17 protein-coding genes are annotated in these 19,266 nt (G+C 58.2%); 9 read left to right on the top strand and 8 right to left on the bottom strand.

All coding sequences use genetic code 11. The features are described 5' to 3' along the window. Positions 1-118 precede the first annotated feature (118 nt). The 3 genes from ACIQJ2_RS03050 to ACIQJ2_RS03040 all read left to right on the top strand — a co-directional run bounded on the left by ACIQJ2_RS03050 (position 119) and on the right by ACIQJ2_RS03040 (position 4,697). On the top strand, positions 119-541 hold the full coding sequence (locus tag ACIQJ2_RS03050; protein ID WP_199149141.1) for a TadE/TadG family type IV pilus assembly protein: 423 nt from the start codon (positions 119-121) through the stop codon (positions 539-541). Further along, positions 541-2,277 carry a pilus assembly protein TadG-related protein gene (locus tag ACIQJ2_RS03045; RefSeq protein WP_199149142.1) on the top strand — a complete coding sequence of 579 codons (1,737 nt, stop codon included), beginning with the start codon at positions 541-543 and terminating at the stop codon, positions 2,275-2,277. Before ACIQJ2_RS03050 ends, ACIQJ2_RS03045 begins: the two co-directional genes overlap by 1 nt. A gap of 215 nt (positions 2,278-2,492) precedes the next feature. Further along, positions 2,493-4,697 carry a DUF1217 domain-containing protein gene (locus tag ACIQJ2_RS03040; protein ID WP_400665833.1) on the top strand — a complete coding sequence of 735 codons (2,205 nt, stop codon included), beginning with the start codon at positions 2,493-2,495 and terminating at the stop codon, positions 4,695-4,697. Positions 4,698-4,772: 75 nt separating this feature from the next. On the opposite strand, the gene ACIQJ2_RS03035 is transcribed toward ACIQJ2_RS03040, so the two are convergent. After that, complete coding sequence (locus ACIQJ2_RS03035; RefSeq protein WP_400665835.1) at positions 4,773-5,546, bottom strand: SDR family oxidoreductase; 774 nt, start codon at positions 5,544-5,546, stop codon at positions 4,773-4,775. Positions 5,547-5,680: 134 nt separating this feature from the next. Between ACIQJ2_RS03035 and ACIQJ2_RS03030 the strand changes: the two genes are divergently transcribed. Next, positions 5,681-6,598: a LysR family transcriptional regulator gene (locus ACIQJ2_RS03030; protein ID WP_400665837.1), complete on the top strand. Its 918-nt coding sequence runs from the start codon at positions 5,681-5,683 to the stop codon at positions 6,596-6,598. 183 nt (positions 6,599-6,781) lie between these two features. Here the strand turns inward: ACIQJ2_RS03030 and ACIQJ2_RS03025 are convergent, their stop codons facing one another. From ACIQJ2_RS03025 to ACIQJ2_RS03010, 4 genes are read right to left on the bottom strand one after another with little or no spacing between them, the layout of a single operon-like run. Beyond that, positions 6,782-7,927 carry a P1 family peptidase gene (locus ACIQJ2_RS03025; protein ID WP_400665839.1) on the bottom strand — a complete coding sequence of 382 codons (1,146 nt, stop codon included), beginning with the start codon at positions 7,925-7,927 and terminating at the stop codon, positions 6,782-6,784. 1 nt (position 7,928) lies between these two features. Continuing rightward, entirely contained in the window at positions 7,929-8,759 is an 831-nt protein-coding gene (locus ACIQJ2_RS03020) for an ABC transporter permease (RefSeq protein ID WP_199091194.1), read from the bottom strand. Positions 8,760-8,769: 10 nt separating this feature from the next. Continuing rightward, a complete protein-coding gene (locus ACIQJ2_RS03015; RefSeq protein WP_199149147.1) occupies positions 8,770-9,669 on the bottom strand; it encodes an ABC transporter permease in 900 nt (299 codons plus the stop codon). Then, positions 9,666-10,763 carry an ABC transporter ATP-binding protein gene (locus tag ACIQJ2_RS03010; RefSeq protein WP_199149148.1) on the bottom strand — a complete coding sequence of 366 codons (1,098 nt, stop codon included), beginning with the start codon at positions 10,761-10,763 and terminating at the stop codon, positions 9,666-9,668. The genes ACIQJ2_RS03015 and ACIQJ2_RS03010 overlap by 4 nt, the downstream gene beginning before the upstream one ends. A 163-nt stretch (positions 10,764-10,926) precedes the next feature. Here ACIQJ2_RS03010 and ACIQJ2_RS03005 point away from each other — a divergent pair, with 163 nt between their 5' ends. The 3 genes from ACIQJ2_RS03005 to ACIQJ2_RS02995 all read left to right on the top strand — a co-directional run bounded on the left by ACIQJ2_RS03005 (position 10,927) and on the right by ACIQJ2_RS02995 (position 13,574). After that, positions 10,927-11,970, top strand: a complete 1,044-nt coding sequence (locus ACIQJ2_RS03005) for a spermidine/putrescine ABC transporter substrate-binding protein (RefSeq protein ID WP_400665842.1) — start codon at positions 10,927-10,929, stop codon at positions 11,968-11,970. Positions 11,971-12,024: 54 nt separating this feature from the next. Next, positions 12,025-12,882, top strand: a complete 858-nt coding sequence (locus ACIQJ2_RS03000) for a MurR/RpiR family transcriptional regulator (RefSeq protein ID WP_199149150.1) — start codon at positions 12,025-12,027, stop codon at positions 12,880-12,882. A gap of 92 nt (positions 12,883-12,974) precedes the next feature. Beyond that, a complete protein-coding gene (locus tag ACIQJ2_RS02995) occupies positions 12,975-13,574 on the top strand; it encodes a hypothetical protein (protein WP_400665844.1) in 600 nt (199 codons plus the stop codon). Between the two features lie 80 nt (positions 13,575-13,654). Here the strand turns inward: ACIQJ2_RS02995 and ACIQJ2_RS02990 are convergent, their stop codons facing one another. The 3 genes from ACIQJ2_RS02990 to ACIQJ2_RS02980 all read right to left on the bottom strand — a co-directional run bounded on the left by ACIQJ2_RS02990 (position 13,655) and on the right by ACIQJ2_RS02980 (position 16,965). Next, the gene (locus ACIQJ2_RS02990) at positions 13,655-14,938 is read right to left on the bottom strand and encodes a cystathionine gamma-synthase family protein (RefSeq protein WP_400665846.1); all 1,284 of its coding nucleotides are present in this window, start codon (positions 14,936-14,938) and stop codon (positions 13,655-13,657) included. A 226-nt stretch (positions 14,939-15,164) separates the two neighbouring features. After that, positions 15,165-16,079 carry a polyphosphate kinase 2 gene (gene ppk2, locus ACIQJ2_RS02985; protein WP_400665848.1) on the bottom strand — a complete coding sequence of 305 codons (915 nt, stop codon included), beginning with the start codon at positions 16,077-16,079 and terminating at the stop codon, positions 15,165-15,167. A 97-nt stretch (positions 16,080-16,176) separates the two neighbouring features. Then, positions 16,177-16,965, bottom strand: a complete 789-nt coding sequence (locus ACIQJ2_RS02980) for a 3-hydroxybutyrate dehydrogenase (RefSeq protein ID WP_400665850.1) — start codon at positions 16,963-16,965, stop codon at positions 16,177-16,179. Between the two features lie 317 nt (positions 16,966-17,282). On the opposite strand from ACIQJ2_RS02980, the gene ACIQJ2_RS02975 reads away from it, so the two are divergent. After that, complete coding sequence (locus ACIQJ2_RS02975; RefSeq protein ID WP_400665852.1) at positions 17,283-18,029, top strand: acetoacetate decarboxylase; 747 nt, start codon at positions 17,283-17,285, stop codon at positions 18,027-18,029. Between the two features lie 36 nt (positions 18,030-18,065). Further along, positions 18,066-19,223: a patatin-like phospholipase family protein gene (locus ACIQJ2_RS02970; protein ID WP_400665854.1), complete on the top strand. Its 1,158-nt coding sequence runs from the start codon at positions 18,066-18,068 to the stop codon at positions 19,221-19,223. Positions 19,224-19,266: the final 43 nt, after the last annotated feature.

Raw genomic sequence — 19,266 nt, 5'->3', positions numbered from 1 at the left:
TTAGTTATACAAACATTAGAAAATAGTATATTTAGAAATATAAAATTAACGTCCGCAATCTAAGGTTTCCTCGATCGTCATCATCATGGATGAACCGTCGATTGAGGGAGATATAATCATGACACGCGCTTCTGATTTCAGGAGGGCAGAGGGTGGCGCGGCCGCCGTCGAATTCGCGCTCATCGCGCCGCTTTTCCTCCTTATGCTTCTCACCTTCATTGCCTTTGCCATCTACCTGACCGCGGCCCATTCGCTGCAGCAGCTCACGGCCGATGCGGCGCGGACGGCGGTCGCAGGCGTTTCCTCGGATGAGCGAACACAACTTGTGCAGGACTTCGTCAATCGCTCGACGATCAACGATGCCTTCCTGACGAAGGACAAGCTGACCGTCACAGTTGCAACCGACCCGGCTAACGCCAACCAGTTCACCGTCAGCGCCAGCTACGATGCATCAGCCCTTCCGATCTGGAACCTCTACACGTTCGCGATGCCAAATCAGACGATCCGTCGCTACTCCACCATCAGGATCGGGGGGATGTGATGAAAGAGCTTTTCAGGCGGCTCGCCTTTTTCCGTGACAGGCGGGGAAATGTTGCCATCACGACGGCGCTCGTCTCGCCCCTGATTCTTTATTGCCTGGGTCTGGGTATCGACTATGGCATGATGACCCTCCAGCAACAACGCCTTCAGCAACTTAGCGATATCGGCGCGATCACGGCGGCCTCCAATATTACGAATGCCAATACGGCGCTCTTGAACAATCTCCAGTCGAACGGAACGACGGCAGCGCTTGCATCGGGCAGCAGTTATCTCACGTCCAACGGCTCCATCACGGCGAGCATGGCCAATTCCGGCCAATATGAAACGCTAGGCAACATGGTTCTCGGAACCTACAAGGCGGATGCGACGATTGCCCCTCAGAACCGTTTTTCTTCTTCAGGGAGTGCTCCCTACGATGCGGTGAGAGTGACGCTCACGCAGAAGGCGGTCATGCCCTTTGCGTCCGCTTTCGCCACTGCGCCGACACTCAGCGCCACCGGTACTGCTGCGAGCGATACGGTGGCCGCATTTTCTATCGGATCGCGGCTTGCAAGCCTCAATGGCGGCATCCTCAATCAACTGTTGGGATCCCTTCTTGGAACGCAGATATCCCTCAAGCTCGTCGACTATCAGTCGCTTGTCGGAGCTAAGGTCAACCTGCTGAGTTTCCTCAACCTTCTGGCGACCGATCTCAATCTCACGGCAGGCAGTTACAACGATCTTCTGGCGACCAGCGTTCCCTACGACAAGATTCTGGGTGCTCTTGGCAAAATGACCAATCTTTCGCCTGCGGTCATTCGCATCGTGAACGGCCTCGGCAAATCGCTCGGAACCACCAAGCTCACCGTCAAGCTCGAGGACCTCCTGAATCTTGGCCCCGAGGGCACGAACATTATCGGCACCGGCCCGAACCTGAATTCCAGCATCAGCCTGATGAATTTCCTGTCTTTGACGGCAATGGCGGCCAACCAGCAGAAGCAGATTGCCGTCGATCTGGGGGTTGCGCTGCCCGATCTTGCGACGGCCAAATTGACGCTGGCGATCGGTGAAATGGCAAAGCAAACGCCGTCTGCCGCAGTAGGTGCGCCGGGAATGACCGTCCGTACGCCGCAAGTGCGCGTCGCCATTGAGGTTGCCGTCACCGGCCTGTCCTTGATCGCCGGACTGAAATTGAGGGTGCCGCTCTATGTCGAGCTCGCTCCTGCCGAGGCCAGGCTGGCCTCCATCACCTGCGTTGGCGGCAACATGCCAAATGCAGTGGTTGGAATTGATGCCGTGCCCGGTGTCGCCGAGATCGCCTTGGGCGATGTGGATACATCGGCCTTCGTGAACTTCGGTACCAAGCCGCGTGTCACGCAGGCCGCCATCATCGACTCCCTCTTGCTGAGAATTCTGGCAAGTGCGCAAATCGATATAGCCAATATGAGCCCGACCCGGCTGACCTTCCAGCCTTCGGAGATTTCAGCCGGCACCATCAAGACGGTTTCGACCAAGGATATCACGACCTCTCTGGTCCAGTCGCTCTTGAAGAATGCCAATATCAGCATACAGCTGCTGATCATCACCATCGGAACGCCGAGCGGTGTGCTGTCGGCACTTGCCGATACGCTTTCTCTCGTCACCGCGCCCGTCGACCAGCTTCTCTACAACCTCCTCGGGCTTCTCGGCATTGGTATCGGACAGGCCGACATACAAGTCACTGATGCGCGATGCATGCAGCCGGTTCTGGTGCAGTAGTCGCTGACGTTGAAGAGAGATAGGCAATCTGCTCCGGCTTGCGCCGGAGCCACGGCAAGCGTGCTCGCCTGCGAAGGGAAATTGCTTCCGCGTCTCCCTCGCCAATAGAACAGGAGACTGGCCTGGAGATTGCCGATCTAGCTTCGCGCAAGGTCTGGTTGCGATTGTGCGCATCGGGGCTAATGTTGGTGAATTGCGCGCTGTGGGGGCGATCCATGATTTCAACCTATCTCGGCTATGTGACCGCGACAAAGGATATGGCGTCGACGCTTGCGCGTATCGCCAAGCAGGCTACGGTCAAAAGCGATCAGCAGTATTACGATACGCACATCGGCAAGATAAAAAATGTCGATGAATTCCTCGCGGACCACAAGCTTTATAGCTATGCCATGAAGGCCTATGGCCTCGAGGATATGACCTATGCCAAAGCCTTCATGAAGAAGGTGCTGACGAGCGATCTCAGCAACGGCACCAGCTTCGCAAACAAGTTGACCGACAGTCGTTACCGGCAATTCGCGGCCGCTTTCAATTTCACGGCCAATTCCACCAAACCGACGGCTCAGAGCGACGCGCAGAAAAACGATACGATCGGTCTCTACGAGCGTTCCTTTGCCAACGAAACGACGTTGGCCAAGAAAGAGAGCGCATTTTATAGCAAGTGGATCGACAAGGCGACGAATGTCGATGACATCGTCAACAACACCAGGATGCGGGAATACCTTCTGACGGCTCACGGCCTTGATGCGACCCACATTTCGAAGAGCTTCCTGAAGTCTGTCTTGACGAGCGATGTCAATGATCCCAACAGCTTCGTCAACACAGCGAGCAACTTCCCGACGGGTTCTGCCCAGGCAACATACAAGCTTATCGCATCGGAATTCGGGTTTAAGCCGGATGGCACGCTCTCCGGCGCCAGCGCTCAAACGGACCAGCAGAAAGAGGCGTTGATATCGCGCTACGACAACACCGTGCCGACGTTGATCCTCTCGGCTGCGGCAACGAGCAACGACGAATATTATCGGCAGCACATCGGCAATGTCCGGTCGGCGGATGACATCACCGGCGATAACAGGCTCTTCTCCTACATAAAGAGCGCTTTCGGGATCAGCCAGAAAGTCACGGCGAAGCAATTCAATCTGGCGGTTTCCGACAAAATCTACGCTTCCGTCATGGGAATGGGCGAGATGGTTGCCGCGTTCAAGTTTTCGCCCGACGGATCGCTTCCGGCCGGCGAATCCGCACAGACGGCGGAGAGCATCAAGGCGACGTCTGAAAAGTATATGACGCACTATGCGGACAATCGGCAGACCTTGTTCAAGGACGCCGAAGCCAACTACAAAACCCGCGTCAGCAAGATAAAGACGATCAACGACTTCTTTGCCGCCAATGAGAGCAAGTATGCGGATCTTCCGACGCTGCAGGATATGGCGCTTCGTGCTTTCGGGATCGACAAGAGCGAGGTGACGAGAGAGAAGCTCAGGAAGGTATTGGAGAGCGATCCGTACGACAGCAAGAGCTACGTCTCATCCCTCAAGGATCCCAGGTTCCTCGAGCTCGCAAAGGCGTTCAACTTCGATAGCAAAGGCGATCTTCGCTCGCCGGTCGAGGCTCTGCCGCTCGCTTCGATGAACAGCTTCATCTCGTCCTACTCCAAGACGAAAACCTTCGGATTGACCGGCCAGATGCGGGAAAAAGCCGTCAAGGACGTGAAGGACGACGCCAACGAGTTCATCAAGTCGATCGGCAAAGTCAAATCCGTGGACGATCTTCTGGCAGACAAGAAGCTGACGGATTTCATCCTCGTGGCCAACAATATCGATCCCAAGACGGTCGACAAGGCCACTCTGAAAAAGGCCTTTGCGGCCGATCCTGAGGATGCAAAGGGCTTCTTGAATACGCAGGCCGGTCAGCAGTTCAAAACAATGGTGAGCGTCTTCAACTTCGATACCAAGGGAAACCTGACCAAGTCCAAGATTGAAGCGAGCCAGAACAAGGGTGCCCGTCTTGCCACGGACACTCTCTATCTCCATCAGACTCTGGAATCTCAGCAGGGTGAATCCAACGATGGCGTCCGGCTCGCGCTATATTTCCAGCGGAAAGCGCCGCAGATCAACTCCGTCTACGACATCATGGCGGATCCCGCGCTCTACAATGTCATCAAGACCACATTTTCCTTGCCGTCTTCCATGTCCAATATGGATGTGACCCGGCAGGCCAAGATGCTGGAAAAGATGATTTCGGTAAAGGACATGCACGACGCCGGCAAGGTCAACAATCTTTTGAAACGTTTTGCCGCCGTTTATGACGCGGCGAATGGCGTGAACACGAGTTCAACCGCATCCGCGATCCTGACACGCGGCTCCAGTGGCGGCATAAGCGGTGACCTGATGCTGTCGATTGCGCAGCTGAGGTCGCGTTAACAACATCGCAATTGCCTGCTCGATCGGCGGGCTTGGGCCGGCTCCGTCCTGCGACGGTAAGCCGGCCCGTTCTCTTTACTTCGTGGTATAGCCACCGTTGACAAGGATGGTTTGACCCGTCATCCACCAGCCGTCGGAGACGAGGAAGCGGATGTAGGGAACGATGTCTTCTATGTCGGTGAGGCCGGTTTTCGAGAACTTCGATAGGGCCGCCGCGGTTTTGTGATAGGCAACCGCATCAGCACCTTCGGCAGGATAGAAGAAGGGCGTATCCATCGGACCCGGGCCAATTGCCGTTACCGAGATCCCTCGCTCGCCGAATTCCTTGGAAGCAGCACGGGTGAAATGTTCGACGGGGGCTTTGGTGCCGGCATAGGCCGCGTAAAATGGCGTGTAGGCACCGAGCAAGGATGTGACGAGCGTGCAGATCTTGCCATTGTCGTTAAGCGCCTTGCCTGCCTCCTTCAGGAAAAAGAAGGCCGATTTGGCGTTGACGGCGCTCATCTCGTCATATTCCGCCTCCGTGATGTCGACGATCGGCTTTTTCAGCACCTTGCCGACCGTGTTGACCGCGATGTCCGGGCGGCCGAAGGCGGCGGCAGCTTCGGCAAAGAGCGCCTCGACTGCGCCTGCCGTGGTAAGGTCGGCCTGAAACGCCGCGGCTTCTGCGCCTGCCGCCTTGATTGCCGCAACAGTCGCATCGGCGTCGGCTTTCGTTGCGGCGCTGTTGTAGTGGATGGCAATGGCCTTTGCACCATGAGCGGCAAGATCCCGGGCGATCAGGCCACCCAGATTCTTGGCGCCTCCGGCGATGATGACAGTCTTTCCCTTGATGGAATGGTCGGTCATGGATGGGCCTCCTTGAGAGATGCGGCAACGCCTCGCTGCCGTTCATGAGCCCAATGTATCGACTGGATCTTGCTGATAAAGCCGACTAATCTGACAGCATCTGTCAGAAAAACCGGATAATCGGCGGCTTTCACGTGGATCGGATCGACCTCTTCAGAATTTTCGCTCGTGTGGCGGAGTGCAGCAGCTTCACCCGCGCCGCGGATACGCTCGGCCTTCCCCGCTCTTCGGTATCGGCGGCAATCATCGAGCTCGAGCACCGCATCGGTGCGCGGCTGCTGCATCGCAGCACGCGCAAGGTCTCGCTCACTCAGGACGGCGCGGCTTTCTATGATCGCTGCCTACAGCTTATCGCGGATGTCGAGGAAACGGAAAACCTGTTCCGGCAGAACGGCGCGGAAGCCTCCGGCAAGCTGCGGGTCGATGTGCCCGGGCGGATTGGACGGTTGATCATCGCGCCGGCGCTGCCATCCTTCCTCGATCAGTTCCCCGAAATCGAGGTCGATCTCGGTGTTAGTGATCGAGCGATCAATCTCGTGGAAGACAGCGTCGATTGCGTGCTGCGCGTCGGCCCCTTGAACGATTCCGGCCTTATCGCACGGCCGATCGGCAGGTTGCCGCTCATCAATGTCGCAAGCCCCGGCTATTTGGCTCGGTATGGTGTTCCACAGACGCCACGGGATCTGACCCGCCACTGGGCGGTCAATTACGCCTCGCCATCGTCAGGGCGGGTCGAGTTGTGGGAATGGATGGAGGAAAGTTCGTTACGCAGTCTGGCGATGCGTGGCCGCGTGACCGTCAATAGCGCCGAGGCCTATATTGCCTGCTGCGTCGCCGGCCTCGGGCTGATCCAGAACCCTGCTTACGATCTGCAACAACATTTGCAGGCGGGCGAGCTTGTCGAGGTCATGCCGAATTTTCGCGCCGAGCCCCTGCAGATGACGCTACTTTATCCGCATCGTCGGTATCTTTCACCTCGCGTCCAGGTTTTCTCAGATTGGCTGCAAGCCTTGATGAAAGACGCGATCCTGCGTCAGTCGACGGAAGCCTAGCGCTAGGCATCGTTCTTGGGAGCGCCCCGGCACCGCGGATGAAACCAGCGGTGCCGGGGTGCTATTTCAATCTATCGAACTAAAGCGCGTCGCGATCTTTCAGATTCGCTTCATGCGCTTTAGCTCTTAGATTTCACGTATGTCGTAGTCGCAAAACCGCTGCGCACTTTTGCGCGACATGCTCTAGGCTTGCATGCCTTCCGGCTCCATCCTGCCATATTGCCGCACCAATTCGGTCAGTCGATCATGTGAGATCGCCTGGATCCGGAAGCGATCATGAGGCGTGCCGCCCATGTCCTCGGCCGCCAGCATCGCGTTGACGACCGCCTCTTCGACGCTGTCGACCGCCGCCATGTAGACGGGGTCGAGGGGCTCGTCGTTGACGATCTGCAGCGGAAGGTGGCCGTTGGCCCTATGTGCCATCGGATGGGCATTCGCCGTTGAGAATGCCAGGAAGATGTCGCCGGAATTGTTGCCGCCCGGCGTGCCGTTGCGACCAATACCGATGGCGGCGCGGCGCGCGAGACGCTTGAGCTGATGCGGTGCCAGAGGCAGATCGGTGGCGATGACGACGATGATCGAACCGCGCTCCTGAAGTTGGCTCTGCGGCGTGCCATCGCGCATGTGCTTGCCGATTGGTACGCCTGCGATCGTCAGCCAGTCCCGCTGGCCGTGATTGGCCTGGACCAGCGTACCGATCGTGTAAGTGCGTCCGTCGAACTCGACGACGCGGGATGAGGTGCCTGTTCCGCCCTTGAACCCGTAGGTGATCATGCCGGTGCCGCCGCCGCAATTGCCTTCCTGCACCGGGCCTGCCGTCACGCCGTCTAGGGCGGCGCGCACGTCGGCCTCGTTGACATGCATTCCGTTGATGTCGTTCAGCGCGCCGTCATAGGTCTCGGCGATAACAGGCATGATCCAGAGAAAATCGTCCGTTTGGTAGGTCGAGGCGTAGTGGTCGATCATCCATTTGATGGTCGCATGATGCGCCATGCCGACGCCGTGCGTGTTGGTGATGACGACAGGCCCGAGGAAGTACCCGCCGTCCTCTATCCAGTGCGTACCGGTCATTTCGCCATTGCCGTTGAAGCGATGGACGCCGGCATAGACGGGAACCGGTGTTTCAGACCCCATATGCGGCAGGATGGCCGTTACGCCGGTCCGGGTTGGCCGCTTGCGTCCGGGGCGAGGCTCGTCTTCGATGATGGTGCGGAAGCCGACGCCGACGCCGGCCACGTCCGTGATGGCATTGTTTGCGCCGGTGCGGCCGGTAAAGGGCAAGCCTAGCTGGCGGCCGCGGGGTTTGCGGGTATTTGCTTTTGTTGTCATGTCATTTCTGCCGGGAGCGAAGGTAAAGGCCAAGGGAGGCCACGAGGAAGGAGAAGGTCAGCATCATCACCGCGATCGCATTGATCTCCGGTTTGATGCCGCGACGGAGCATGGCGAAGATGAACATCGGCAGGGTCGTGACGTCGACGCCGGCGATGAAGTAGGTGATCACCAGGTCATCCATCGAGATGATGAAGGCAAGCAGCGCCCCGCCGAGGATGCCCGGCATGAGCTGTGGCAGCACCACGCGGCGGAACGTCATCCACTCGTTGGCGCCGAGATCGGCCGAGGCATTCTCCAACGTTCGATCCATGCCGGCCAGTCGCGCTGAAACGACGATGAAGACATAGGAGGTCAGGAAGGTGCATTGGCCGATGATGATCGTCATCAGGCCGAGCTTGATGCCGGCACTGACGAAGAAGATCAGCAGTGCGATGCCGAGAACGATGTCGGGCATCAGCATGGGCATGAACATGGCGACTTGATAGAAACGTTTGCCAAGAAAATTGAAACGGTGCAGCGCGATCGCCATGGCGGTGCCGAGCACCGTCGAGATTACGGTGGTCGAGACCGCGATCTTCAGGCTGTTGAAGACGGCAGCGATCAGCTGGTCCGTCGATTCGATATAGAGCGCGCTTTCGGAAGAGGCCGTCTTGAAGCCGAAGACCTGGGCATACCAATCCGTCGTGAAGCCGCTCCAGCTCATCATGTTGACCGGGTTCGAATTGAACGAATAGACGGCGATCAGGACGAGCGGGATATAGATGAAGGCAAAGAACAGGATGGTGTAAAGCGCCAGTCCGCCATTGAAGAGAGTGCGTGCGATTTTCATGGGGCTCTCCTCATACCGTCAGCGCTGCGGTCGCATTGCGGCGACTGGAGACGATGACATAGGCGACCAACAGAACCAGCATGACGGCCATGACCATCATGGCGAGCGCCGAGCCGAACGGCCAGTTGCGGGCGGAGAGGAACTGCGCTTCGATGAGGCTGCCAAGCATCATCACCTTGGCGCCGCCAAGGACGGCCGGGACGACGAAATTGCCGAGTGCGGGGATGAAAACGATAATCGAGCCGCCGACGATTCCTGGGGTTGTCAACGGCAGCACGATGCGGAAGAAGGTCCGGATCGGGCCGGCGCCGAGATCCAGCGATGCCTGGATGAGCCGCCAGTCGAGCTTTTCGATGCTGGCATAGATTGGCATGAACATGAACGGTATGAAGACATAGACCATGCCGAGGATGATCGCGCCATCCGTGTAGATCATCTCCAGCGGCGCGGAGATCACGCCCGTTGTCATCAATGCATTGTTGATCAGGCCCGTCGGACGCAGGATCATCACCCAGACGAAGAGCCGCACGATGAGGCTGGAAAAGAATGGCAGGGTGATCAGGAAGAGGCAAAAATTCTTCCACTTGTCCGGCAGCCGGCTGACATAGAAAGCGGCCGGGTAGCAGACGATCAGCGTCGCCACCACTGTCATGGCGGCGATTTTCAGAGAACGCAGGAAGATGCCGATATAGACCGGATCGTATTCCTCGAACTGCGGATTGGCGAAGCCGAGGATGCGGCCGAAATTGTCGGGATAGAAACTCCATTCGACGCCGCCGTAAAGGCCTGGTGTCAGGAAGCTCGTCACCACCATGATGCCAAGGGGAACGATAAAGAAGATCAGAAGAAACAGCGTGACCGGCCCGAGCAGCAGCCCGAGTTGGAAACGCCGGCGCGCGGCAATGGTCATCGGGCTTCCCCTCTCGTGGCGATCAGGTGGACGCTGGCCGGATCGTAGTGCCAGCGTGCGGATTGGCCTGCGGCAAGCTGGCCGACCGCTGCGCGCTGGGCAGCTGGAACGTGAGCCACAAGCTTGCGGCCGTCTGCCGTTCTGCCGAAGACTTCAAAGGACGAGCCGACATAGACGATCTGTTCAACGGTGACGTCGATGGCCGGGCAAGTGCTGGTAGAGGTGGCGAGGAAGAAATTCTCCGGGCGGATCAAGGCGACTGCCGGTTCCTTATCCGCAATTGCCGCATTTGGTGCGTGTCGGATCGCCGTCCCTTCTCCGGTGACGAAGTCCTGGCCGTCGCTGCGTCCTTCGAACAGGTTGCTGGCGCCGATGAAGCTTGCGACGAACGTATTGGCGGGATGATCGTAGATCTGTCGCGGCGAGTCGAGTTGCTGGATTCGACCGCCATTCAACACGGCGACGCGGTCTGACATGGTCAGCGCCTCCTGCTGATCATGGGTCACGAAGATGAAGGTGATGCCAAGTTCGTGCTGCAGATTTTTCAGTTCCAGCTGCATGGCTTCGCGCAGATGACGGTCGAGGGCCGAAAGCGGTTCGTCGAGGAGCAGTACCTTGGGGCGCGCTACGATGGCGCGGGCAAGGGCCACGCGTTGTTGCTGGCCGCCCGACAATTGCCGCGGCAGACGGCTTTCCATGTCTTCCAGGCCGACCATTTTCAACACCGCTCGAACGCGCTCGATCCGTTCGGCCTTGCCGACGCCAGCAGCTTCAAGCGCATAGCCTGCATTCTCGCCGACGCTCATATGTGGGAAGAGCGCGTAGTTCTGGAAAACGGTGTTGACGGGGCGGCGGTAGGGAGGCCGGTCCGTCATGTCTTCGCCGTCGATTACGATGCGGCCGGCATCGAGCTCGACGAAGCCGCTGATTGCTTGGAGCAAGGTGGTCTTGCCGCAGCCGGACGGCCCCAGAAGTGTAATGAATTCATTGCGGTCGATCTCCAGATCGATGCCGTCAAGCGCCTTGACCTGCCGACCCTCAGGAGTCGAAAAAGCCTTTGCGGCTGAAGCCAGCCGCACGATTGCATCTCGCATGCTTCGTTCCCCGAAATGTTATTAAATTAACTCTTGCGTGATTTCGATATGTTGATATCATTTTTTTGTCGAAGTCAACGCCCTCAACGCGGTCGGTTAAAGCTTCCACAGAGGCCGAGCCTAGCGCGCCGAAGGGATAATAATCCTATTAAGGGGAACTAAAATGACGATTTTGAAAGGCGTTTTCCGGCGCCTGGGCCTTGTTGCGCTTACGGCATTGCTGCCAACAGCGGTTCTCGCCGAAGAGCTCAACATCTATAACTGGGGCGAATACATCAATCCGGCTGTCCTCCAGAAGTTCGAGGAGGAAACCAAGATCAAGGTCAATCTGTCGACCTACTCTTCCAACGAGGAAATGCTGGCCAAGATCCAGGGTGGCGCGACCGGCTACGACATCGTCTTTCCGTCCATTCATATGCAGGAGATCATGGCGAAGCTGAACCTCCTGGAAAAGACCGATATCGACACCTATGAGGGTTTCAAAAACATCGATCCTCAGTTCCTGCGTGCCAAGAGCGATCCGAAGGGCGAATTTTGCCTGCCCTACGCCTTCGGCACCGTCGGGATCCTCTACAATCGCCGCGTTCTCGGCAAGGACATTACCGGCTGGAAGGACCTCATCGCGACCGTCAAGGAGAAGCACCTGAAGTTCACGCTGCTCGACGACATGCGTGAAGTGCTTGGGGTTGGCCTGATCCTCAACGGTCACTCCGTCAATTCGACCAAGCCGGAAGATCTTCAGCAGGCGGCCGACACCGTCATCGACATGAAGCCCTATGTGGCGGCTTTCACCTATGACTCGCGTCCGATGGTGGAATCCGGCGATATTGCCGCTGCTCACTTTTTCGTCGGCTCGATGATCAACGTCTTCGGCAATCCGAAGGAGCTCGGCTATGTTATTCCGCAAGAAGGCGCGACCATGTATCAGGAAGATATGTGCGTGCTGAAAACGGCGCCCAATAAGACGAACGCGATCAAGTTCCTGCAGTTCTACACCCGCCCGGACGTCGCAGCGCTGAATGTTGCGCAACAGACCAACGGCACGCCCAATGTTCCGGCTCGCCAATTGACGCCGGAAAACATCAAGAATAGCAAGGAAATCAATCCGACTGACGAAACCATGAAGCGTCTGCAGATCTTCGAGAATCTCGGACCGGGTCTCCGTCAATTCGATCGTGTATGGACGAAGGTCAAGACAGCGCAGTAACGTCAAAGTGCGATACTCCGCCCGGTCCCGGGCGGAGCTTCACCGGAGGGAAGATTGTCGAAGGATATATTGAAGCTTGTGCAGAGCGCTGACATGCGCAAGTCGAAGTCCGACAAGCTGATTGCCAGCTATATCGAGCGCAACATCGCCGAACTTCCCTTCGAGACAGCGAAATCCATTGCAGCCAGGCTGGAGATCTCGCAGATGACCGTCGGTCGCTATCTGCGGCGGCTCGGCTTCGATGGTCTGGATGAACTCAAGACGGCTTTGCGTAGAGGTGGCCGCTCGAATCCTGCCTGGCAAATCAAAGGGTCTCTTGATCGCTTCCAGGATGATCTGCGCGACGGTAAATTCCTCGCCGGGCTCTTGCAGCAGCAGGTCGAAAATCTCGGCATGATCTACGAGCTGACGACTGCGCCGCAATGGCAGCAGACCATCGATGCGCTGATCTCGGCAAGCGAAGTCTATGTCGCCGCCTACCAGAACGTCCGTGGCATCGCTCAGTATTTCGCCGCCCAGCTTTCCTACACACGCTCGCGCGTCGCCTTCATGGACGGGTTGAACGGTACCTATGCCGAACTGCTCGACGGAGCGGTCGAAGGCCGCGTGCTGTTTCTCCATGATGTCCGCCGCTTCGCAGCCAAGGCGAGACCGCTTGCCGAAGAGGCGCGCCGGGCCGGTGTGAAGGTTATCCTGTTGACGGACGAGTTCTGCCCCTGGGCGGAAGAGGTGTCGGATATCTCGCTCGTCATCCCCGGCTCGCACGGCCCGCTCTGGGACGGGGCCGCGACCATGACGGCCGTGATGGATCTCCTTCTCAGCAACCTCATCGTCGTGCTGAGCGGCAAGGTGGGCGAACGTGTGGAATTGCTGACCCGCTTGCAGGATGTGTTCGGCGATTTCGAGAGCTGACGGCCGGCTCCCAAGTGTCTTGCTCTTGTCGCCAACCATGACGTAATTTGCACGCACACACATATTCCGATCCGAGCCGGGGACCCAAGATATTGATTTTCCGTGCCCTACTACCCGCCTGTGCTCTGGCGATCGGCATTAGCCTGGCTTCGGTTCAAGCGCGTTCAGCGCCCGAAGCGGTTGCGCCCGTTACTCCGACGACAACGCAATTGCAGCAGGCCATCGACCGCGTGCGGCCCGGCAGCGCTCGCATCCGCGAGCTGCTCGGCTGTGTTCCTGCCTTCGGGCAGCCGGAGACCGTTCGCCTCTGTGCGATGAGCGCCGAAGGTCGCGATTTCATTGATAGCCTGGCGTTCCGTCTCACCGACGGGCGCTGGGATGTCGTTCTCGACGATGCGGGCCTGCCGCCGACAATCGAGGGAGCCTGCGCCCCTCTTGATTTCGCTCAGACTGCCTTTCGGAAATTGCGCGCGGATGCAGGGTTAAGCGTCACGGGAGAAGTCGACAACGGCGAAGGTCTTTTCACTGAGCAGCGGGGCGTGCTGCGCGACAAGACGGGACCCTATCGTTTGATGTGCCGCTATGAAGTCGTGCAGGGCCTCGGCAACAAATATCTCTTCATTACCTATGTCTGGCATGACGGATCACACTATGTCATCGATCCGGATATCGAAGTCTGGCCTGACTATTGACGCTCGGGTGGCCGCCGGATATTCGGCCACCCCACCCTTGTGCGCGCTTCAACCCGAAGCAGCCTAGCGATACCTCGAAATCATGCGATCTCGAGGGCTGCGGCCAGATCTGCAATCAGGTCGTCTGGATGCTCTATCCCGATCGACAGGCGGATTGTCGATTCCAGAACGCCGATACGGTGGCGGACCTCCACAGGCACGCCGGAGTGCGTCGTCGTCGCAGGATGCGACGCCAGCGATTCCGTACCCCCCAGGCTGACGGCCAGCTTGAAGATCTGCAGCGCATTCAGGAATTTGAACGATGCCGGTTGGCCGCCCTTGATGTCGAAGGAGAAGGTCGAGCCCGCGCCCGTGCATTGGGCTGCGAACGTCCGGCCCGTCGGCGACGTCGGATCCGCATAGGCGAGATAGTGAATTTGCTCGACCTTCGGATGGTCGCGCAGGAAGTCGGCAACCGCACGGGCATTGCTGTTTGCCCGTTCCATCCGGATCTGCAGCGTTTCCAGCGAACGGCCAAGCATCCAGCAGGAGTGCGGATCGAGCTGTGTGCCAATCGCGCCGCGTAGCGCCTTAACCTGCTTCATCACGGCTTTCGAGCCGAGTGCGGCGCCGGCGATCAGGTCGGAATGGCCGCCGACATATTTGGTCAGGGAATAGAGGGAGATATCGGCGCCATGCTCGATCGGTCGCTGGAAAACCGGGCCTAGCAACGTGTTGTCGCAGGCAATGATCGGTATATGGTCCTGTTTCTTGCCGATTGCGTCCGCAACGCGGCGGATCATGGCGATATCGACGAGGCTGTTTGTCGGATTGGCGGGTGTTTCGAGAAGAATGAGCGAAACACGGCCCTTGGCCATCGCTTCCTCGGCGCTCGCCGTTACCGAGGTTTCGTTGACGCCATCTGCAAAACCAACCGCTGACACGCCGAGATTGAGAAAGGTCTTGGCAATCAGTGTTTCCGTACCGCCATAAAGCGGCTGCGAATGCAGAATGGTATCGCCTGGGCGCACGAAGGCAAGCAGAGTTGTTGATATTGCCGACATGCCGGAAGAAAGCAGGGCGCAGCTCTCCGTGCGCTCGTAAACGGCCAGTCGATCCTCGACGATCTCGCTGTTCGGATGGTTGAAGCGCGAATAGACCAGACCGACTCCCGTGCCCTTGGGTGGCTCGTTGCGGCCGGATATGTAGTTGAAGAAATCGCGCCCATCCTCGGCGGATTTGAAGACGAAAGTCGAGGTCAGGAAAACGGGTGGCTTGACCGCGCCTTCGGAAAGTTCCGGGTCGTAGCCGTAGTTCAACATCTGGGTTTCGGGGTGGAGCGCGTGGTTGCCGATATGCGTTTTCGAGGGATGCGGCGCAGTCATGATGGTCTCCTCAACCGATGACACGAATATTAGATTCGCATTATATCATCACTCGAGGTGGTTGCATGCGATAGACTTCGCCAAGAGCACTTCCAGGAAACGTGCACAGCGGTTTTTCGTCCGGAATGCCGAAAAACAAGGAGATGGAGCATTTTCGCGCTTCAACGAAATGCACAAATGCTCCAGCGGACGAGTCCGCCGTGACGGACTCGTCTCGATGATAGCGTCAGTAGATTTCCGGAACGTACATTTCCGGCGGAACCGGTGTGCGATGATAGTCGGCGTTGCGCATGCGTTCCGGCAGGATGATTTCCGGCTTCGGGACGTTCTCATACGGAATCTGCTGCAGCAGATGGGCGATGCAGTTGAGGCGCGCCTTCTTCTTGTCGACGGCATGGACGACCCACCATGGCGCTTCGGGAATGTGCGTGCGTTCCAGCATCTCTTCCTTCGCCTTGGTGTATTCCTCCCAGTGCACGCGGCTCTGCAGATCCATCGGCGACAGCTTCCACTGCTTCAGCGGATCCTGGATGCGCATGTTGAAACGGAATTCCTGCTCTTCATCCGTAATGGAGAACCAGTATTTGAGCAGGATGATGCCTGAGCGAACGAGCATGCGCTCGAAATCCGGCACAGAGCGAAAGAATTCTTCCAGTTCTTCCGACGAGCAGAAGCCCATGACGCGCTCGACACCGGCGCGATTGTACCAGCTGCGGTCGAAGAGCACCATTTCGCCCGCCGTCGGCAGGTGAGCGGTATAGCGTTGGAAATACCACTGATGCCGTTCGCGCTCGGTCGGCGCCGGCAGCGCAACCACGCGGCAGACGCGCGGATTGAGGCGTTGGGTAACGCGCTTGATCGCGCCGCCCTTGCCGGCGGAATCGCGGCCCTCGAACAGCACCACAACCTTGAGCTTCTTGTACTGGACCCAGTCCTGTAGGCGCACCAGCTCATGCTGAAGGCGGAAAAGTTCGCGGAAATAGATCCGGCGGTCGAGCGTCGCTTCGCCTTCGCTGATCAGGCCCTCCGCGACCAATTCGTCCAGGCGGTCCTCTTCGAGCTGCATCTCCAGCTCTTCGTCGAAGCTGTCGACGATCTCATCCTTGATGCGGCTGAGGGGATCCTGGGTTTCGTCGTTCATTGAGCGTCTCCTGCCCTGTTTCTTGTTGATGTTGCAATCGGCGACCGAGGGATAGCCGGCGGAGTTGCTTCACGCGCCCGCCGGTCACGTTTGATTATTACTCGGCGGTCCAGCCGCCGTCGACGGAAAGCGTCGTACCGGTGATTTGTTTGGCGGCATCGCCGCACAGGAAGACGGCAATGGCGGCCACTTCGTCGACGGTCACGAATTCCTTCGTCGGCTGGGCGGCGAGCAATACGTCGTGCTTGACCTGCTCTTCCGTCATGTTGCGCGCTTTCATGGTTTCGGGAATCTGCTTTTCGACAAGCGGGGTCCAGACATAGCCGGGCGCGATGGAATTGACGGTGACGCCATCCCGCGCCGCTTCAAGCGCGATGGTCTTGGTGAGGCCGGTGATGCCGTGCTTTGCCGAAACATAGGCCGACTTGAATGGCGAGGCGACCAGCGCATGTGCCGAGGACGTGTTGATGATACGGCCCCATTTGCGCGCCTTCATGCCTGGAATGGCGGCCTTGATGGCGTAGAAGGCGGCAAGCAGGTTGATCCGGATAATCGCTTCCCACTTGTCGTCGGGAAATTCCTCGATCGGCGCAACAAACTGGATGCCGGCATTGTTGACGAGAACGTCGAGGCTGCCGAAGGCTTCCTCCGCCTCGTGCACCATTGATGTCACTTCTTCGCCGTTCATCATGTTGGCGGCGGAATAGCGGCATTTCACGCCGAAGTCGGCCTCGATGGCTGCGCGTTCCTTTTCGATCGCGTCGGCATCGCCGAGGCCGTTGATCGTCACATTCGCACCCTCAGCGGCAAAGGCCCGCGCAATCGCAAGCCCGATGCCGCTCGTCGAACCGGTGACAAGCGCATTCTTCGAAGTCAACGAACCCATGATGCAACTCCTGCAATCTCTATGACAAGGTTGAGCAAATTGAAAATGCCGAGGTGAGCGCACACTGCCAGCGTCGTATGTCGCTTTGATAACAAGTGCGACCCGGCATTCGGGCGTGATGCCGAAAAGTGCAGGCGGTTTTCGGACGTCATCACGCTCTACTTCTTTGATTCTGTAGCTGGATGCTTTTGGGTCGAACGGACCTGAAATCATCCGGCTCCGGCGGCAACCATCCGGCAACTGACACTTCGCTGTCATGCAACCGTGCAAGTTTTCGCCGCGGCGCAGAGCTATTTTCTCTAACGACGGAAAATAAGATGAAGGTCGAAGACATTCTCAAGCATGCCTATGCGATGCCACTGACCAATCCCTCTTACCCGCCTGGCCCCTACCGGTTCTTCGACCGCGAATACATCGTCATCACCTACCGCACTTCGCGTGAAGCGCTTGAGGCCATCGTGCCCGAGCCGCTTGAAATCGACGAACCGCTGGTGAAGTACGAGTTCATCCGCATGCCGGATTCCACCGGTTTCGGTGACTATACCGAAACGGGGCAGGTCATCCCGGTGCGATATCAGGGCCAGGCCGGCGGCTATGTCCATTCGATGTATCTCGACGACGATGCGCCGATCACCGGCGGCCGCGAAATCTGGGGCTTCCCGAAGAAGCTAGCCAATCCGAAGATCGTCAACGAGGGCGAGGTCATCGTCGGCACGCTGCACTACGGTAGCGTTCTTTGCGCCACCGGCACGATGGGCTACAAGCACAAGCCGATCGATCAGGCGCCATTGCTTGCCTCTCTCTCCGAGCCCAATTTCCTCATCAAGATTGTTCCGCATGTCGACGCCACGCCGCGCATCTGCGAGCTGGTGCGCTACTACCTGACCGACATCACCATCAAGGAAGCCTGGACTTCGCCAGCCGCCCTCGATCTCAGGCCGCATGTCATGGCTGATGTCGCGCGGCTGCCGGTTCTGGAGGTGATCTCCGCGGTGCATTTCACGGCAAACCTGACGCTTGGGCTGGGCGAAGTCGTTTACGACTATCTCGCCGAGCGCAGATAGCCAAAAGCCTTTTTATCACTTCATCTGGAGACGACCGTGCTCGAACGAAACACCAAGCCCGCAGTGCCGACAATCCCGGAAATTGCCACGCAATATGATCGGGTCGCCCTCGTATTTCAGGGCGGCGGTGCCCTCGGCGCCTATCAGGCCGGCGTTTATCAGGCCTTGGCCGAAGCAGGCTGCGAGCCGACTTGGCTCTCGGGCGTCTCGATCGGTGCGGTCAATGCGGCGATCATTGCCGGCAACGAGCCGAGCCGCCGCCTGCAGCGCCTGGAGCAATTCTGGCAGATCATTTCCGGCCGCAAGATCTGGGCCTACACGCCGGAAGGCGACGTCTTTCGCGATATCCGCAACCGCACCAGCTCATGGATGACCATGACGATGGGGCAGCCGGGCTTCTTCAAGCCGCGCTTTCCCAATCCCTGGTTCGAATTGCCGGGGGCGGAAGGCGCGACCAGCTTCTATGATTCCTCGGAGTTGAAGAAGACGCTGGAGATGCTGATCGATTTCGATGTGCTGAACGACGGCAAGAAACGCTTCAGCGTCGGCGCGGTCAATGTCCGCACCGGTAATTTCGTCTATTTCGACACCGACAACATTCGCATCGAGCCCGAGCACATCATGGCGAGCGGCGCCTTGCCTCCGGCCTTGCCGGCGATCCGCATCGAGGGCGAATATTATTGGGATGGCGGCATCGTTTCCAACACGCCGCTGCAATATCTCCTCGACCAGGAAGAGGATCGCAGCTCGTTGGTGTTCCAGGTGGATTTGTTCAGCGCACGCGGCGTCCTGCCGCGCAGCATGCCGGATGTGCTGTCGCGGCATAAGGACATTATGTATTCCAGCCGCACCCGGCAGAATACCGACAATTTCAAGCGCATTCATGGACTGAAGATGAAGCTGTTGAACGCGCTGAAACGCGTTCCGAAAGATCAGCTGACGCCGGAAGAAGAAGAGCTGATCACGGACTATTCCGACGCCGGCGTCGTCAATATCGTGCACCTGATCTATCAGCACAAGAACTACGAGGGTCATGCGAAGGACTACGAGTTCTCCGGCACGTCGATGCGCGAGCATTGGGACATGGGACTGGAAGATACCAAGCGTACGCTGCGCCACACCGAATGGCTGCTTCCGCCCTTTACCGATGATGCGGTTGCCATCCATGACCTTCATCGCGAAGATCCGGTATGACCGGTGCGAGGATAAGCCCGGCCTCGTGCCATCTGGCGGAGAG

This window comes from Rhizobium sp. NPDC092011, from assembly GCF_044756305.1.
In the GTDB taxonomy this organism is placed as follows: Bacteria; Pseudomonadota; Alphaproteobacteria; order Rhizobiales; family Rhizobiaceae; genus Rhizobium.
The sequence above is the reverse complement of the archived record's forward strand: the minus strand, read 5'-3'. Positions and strand labels throughout refer to the sequence as shown.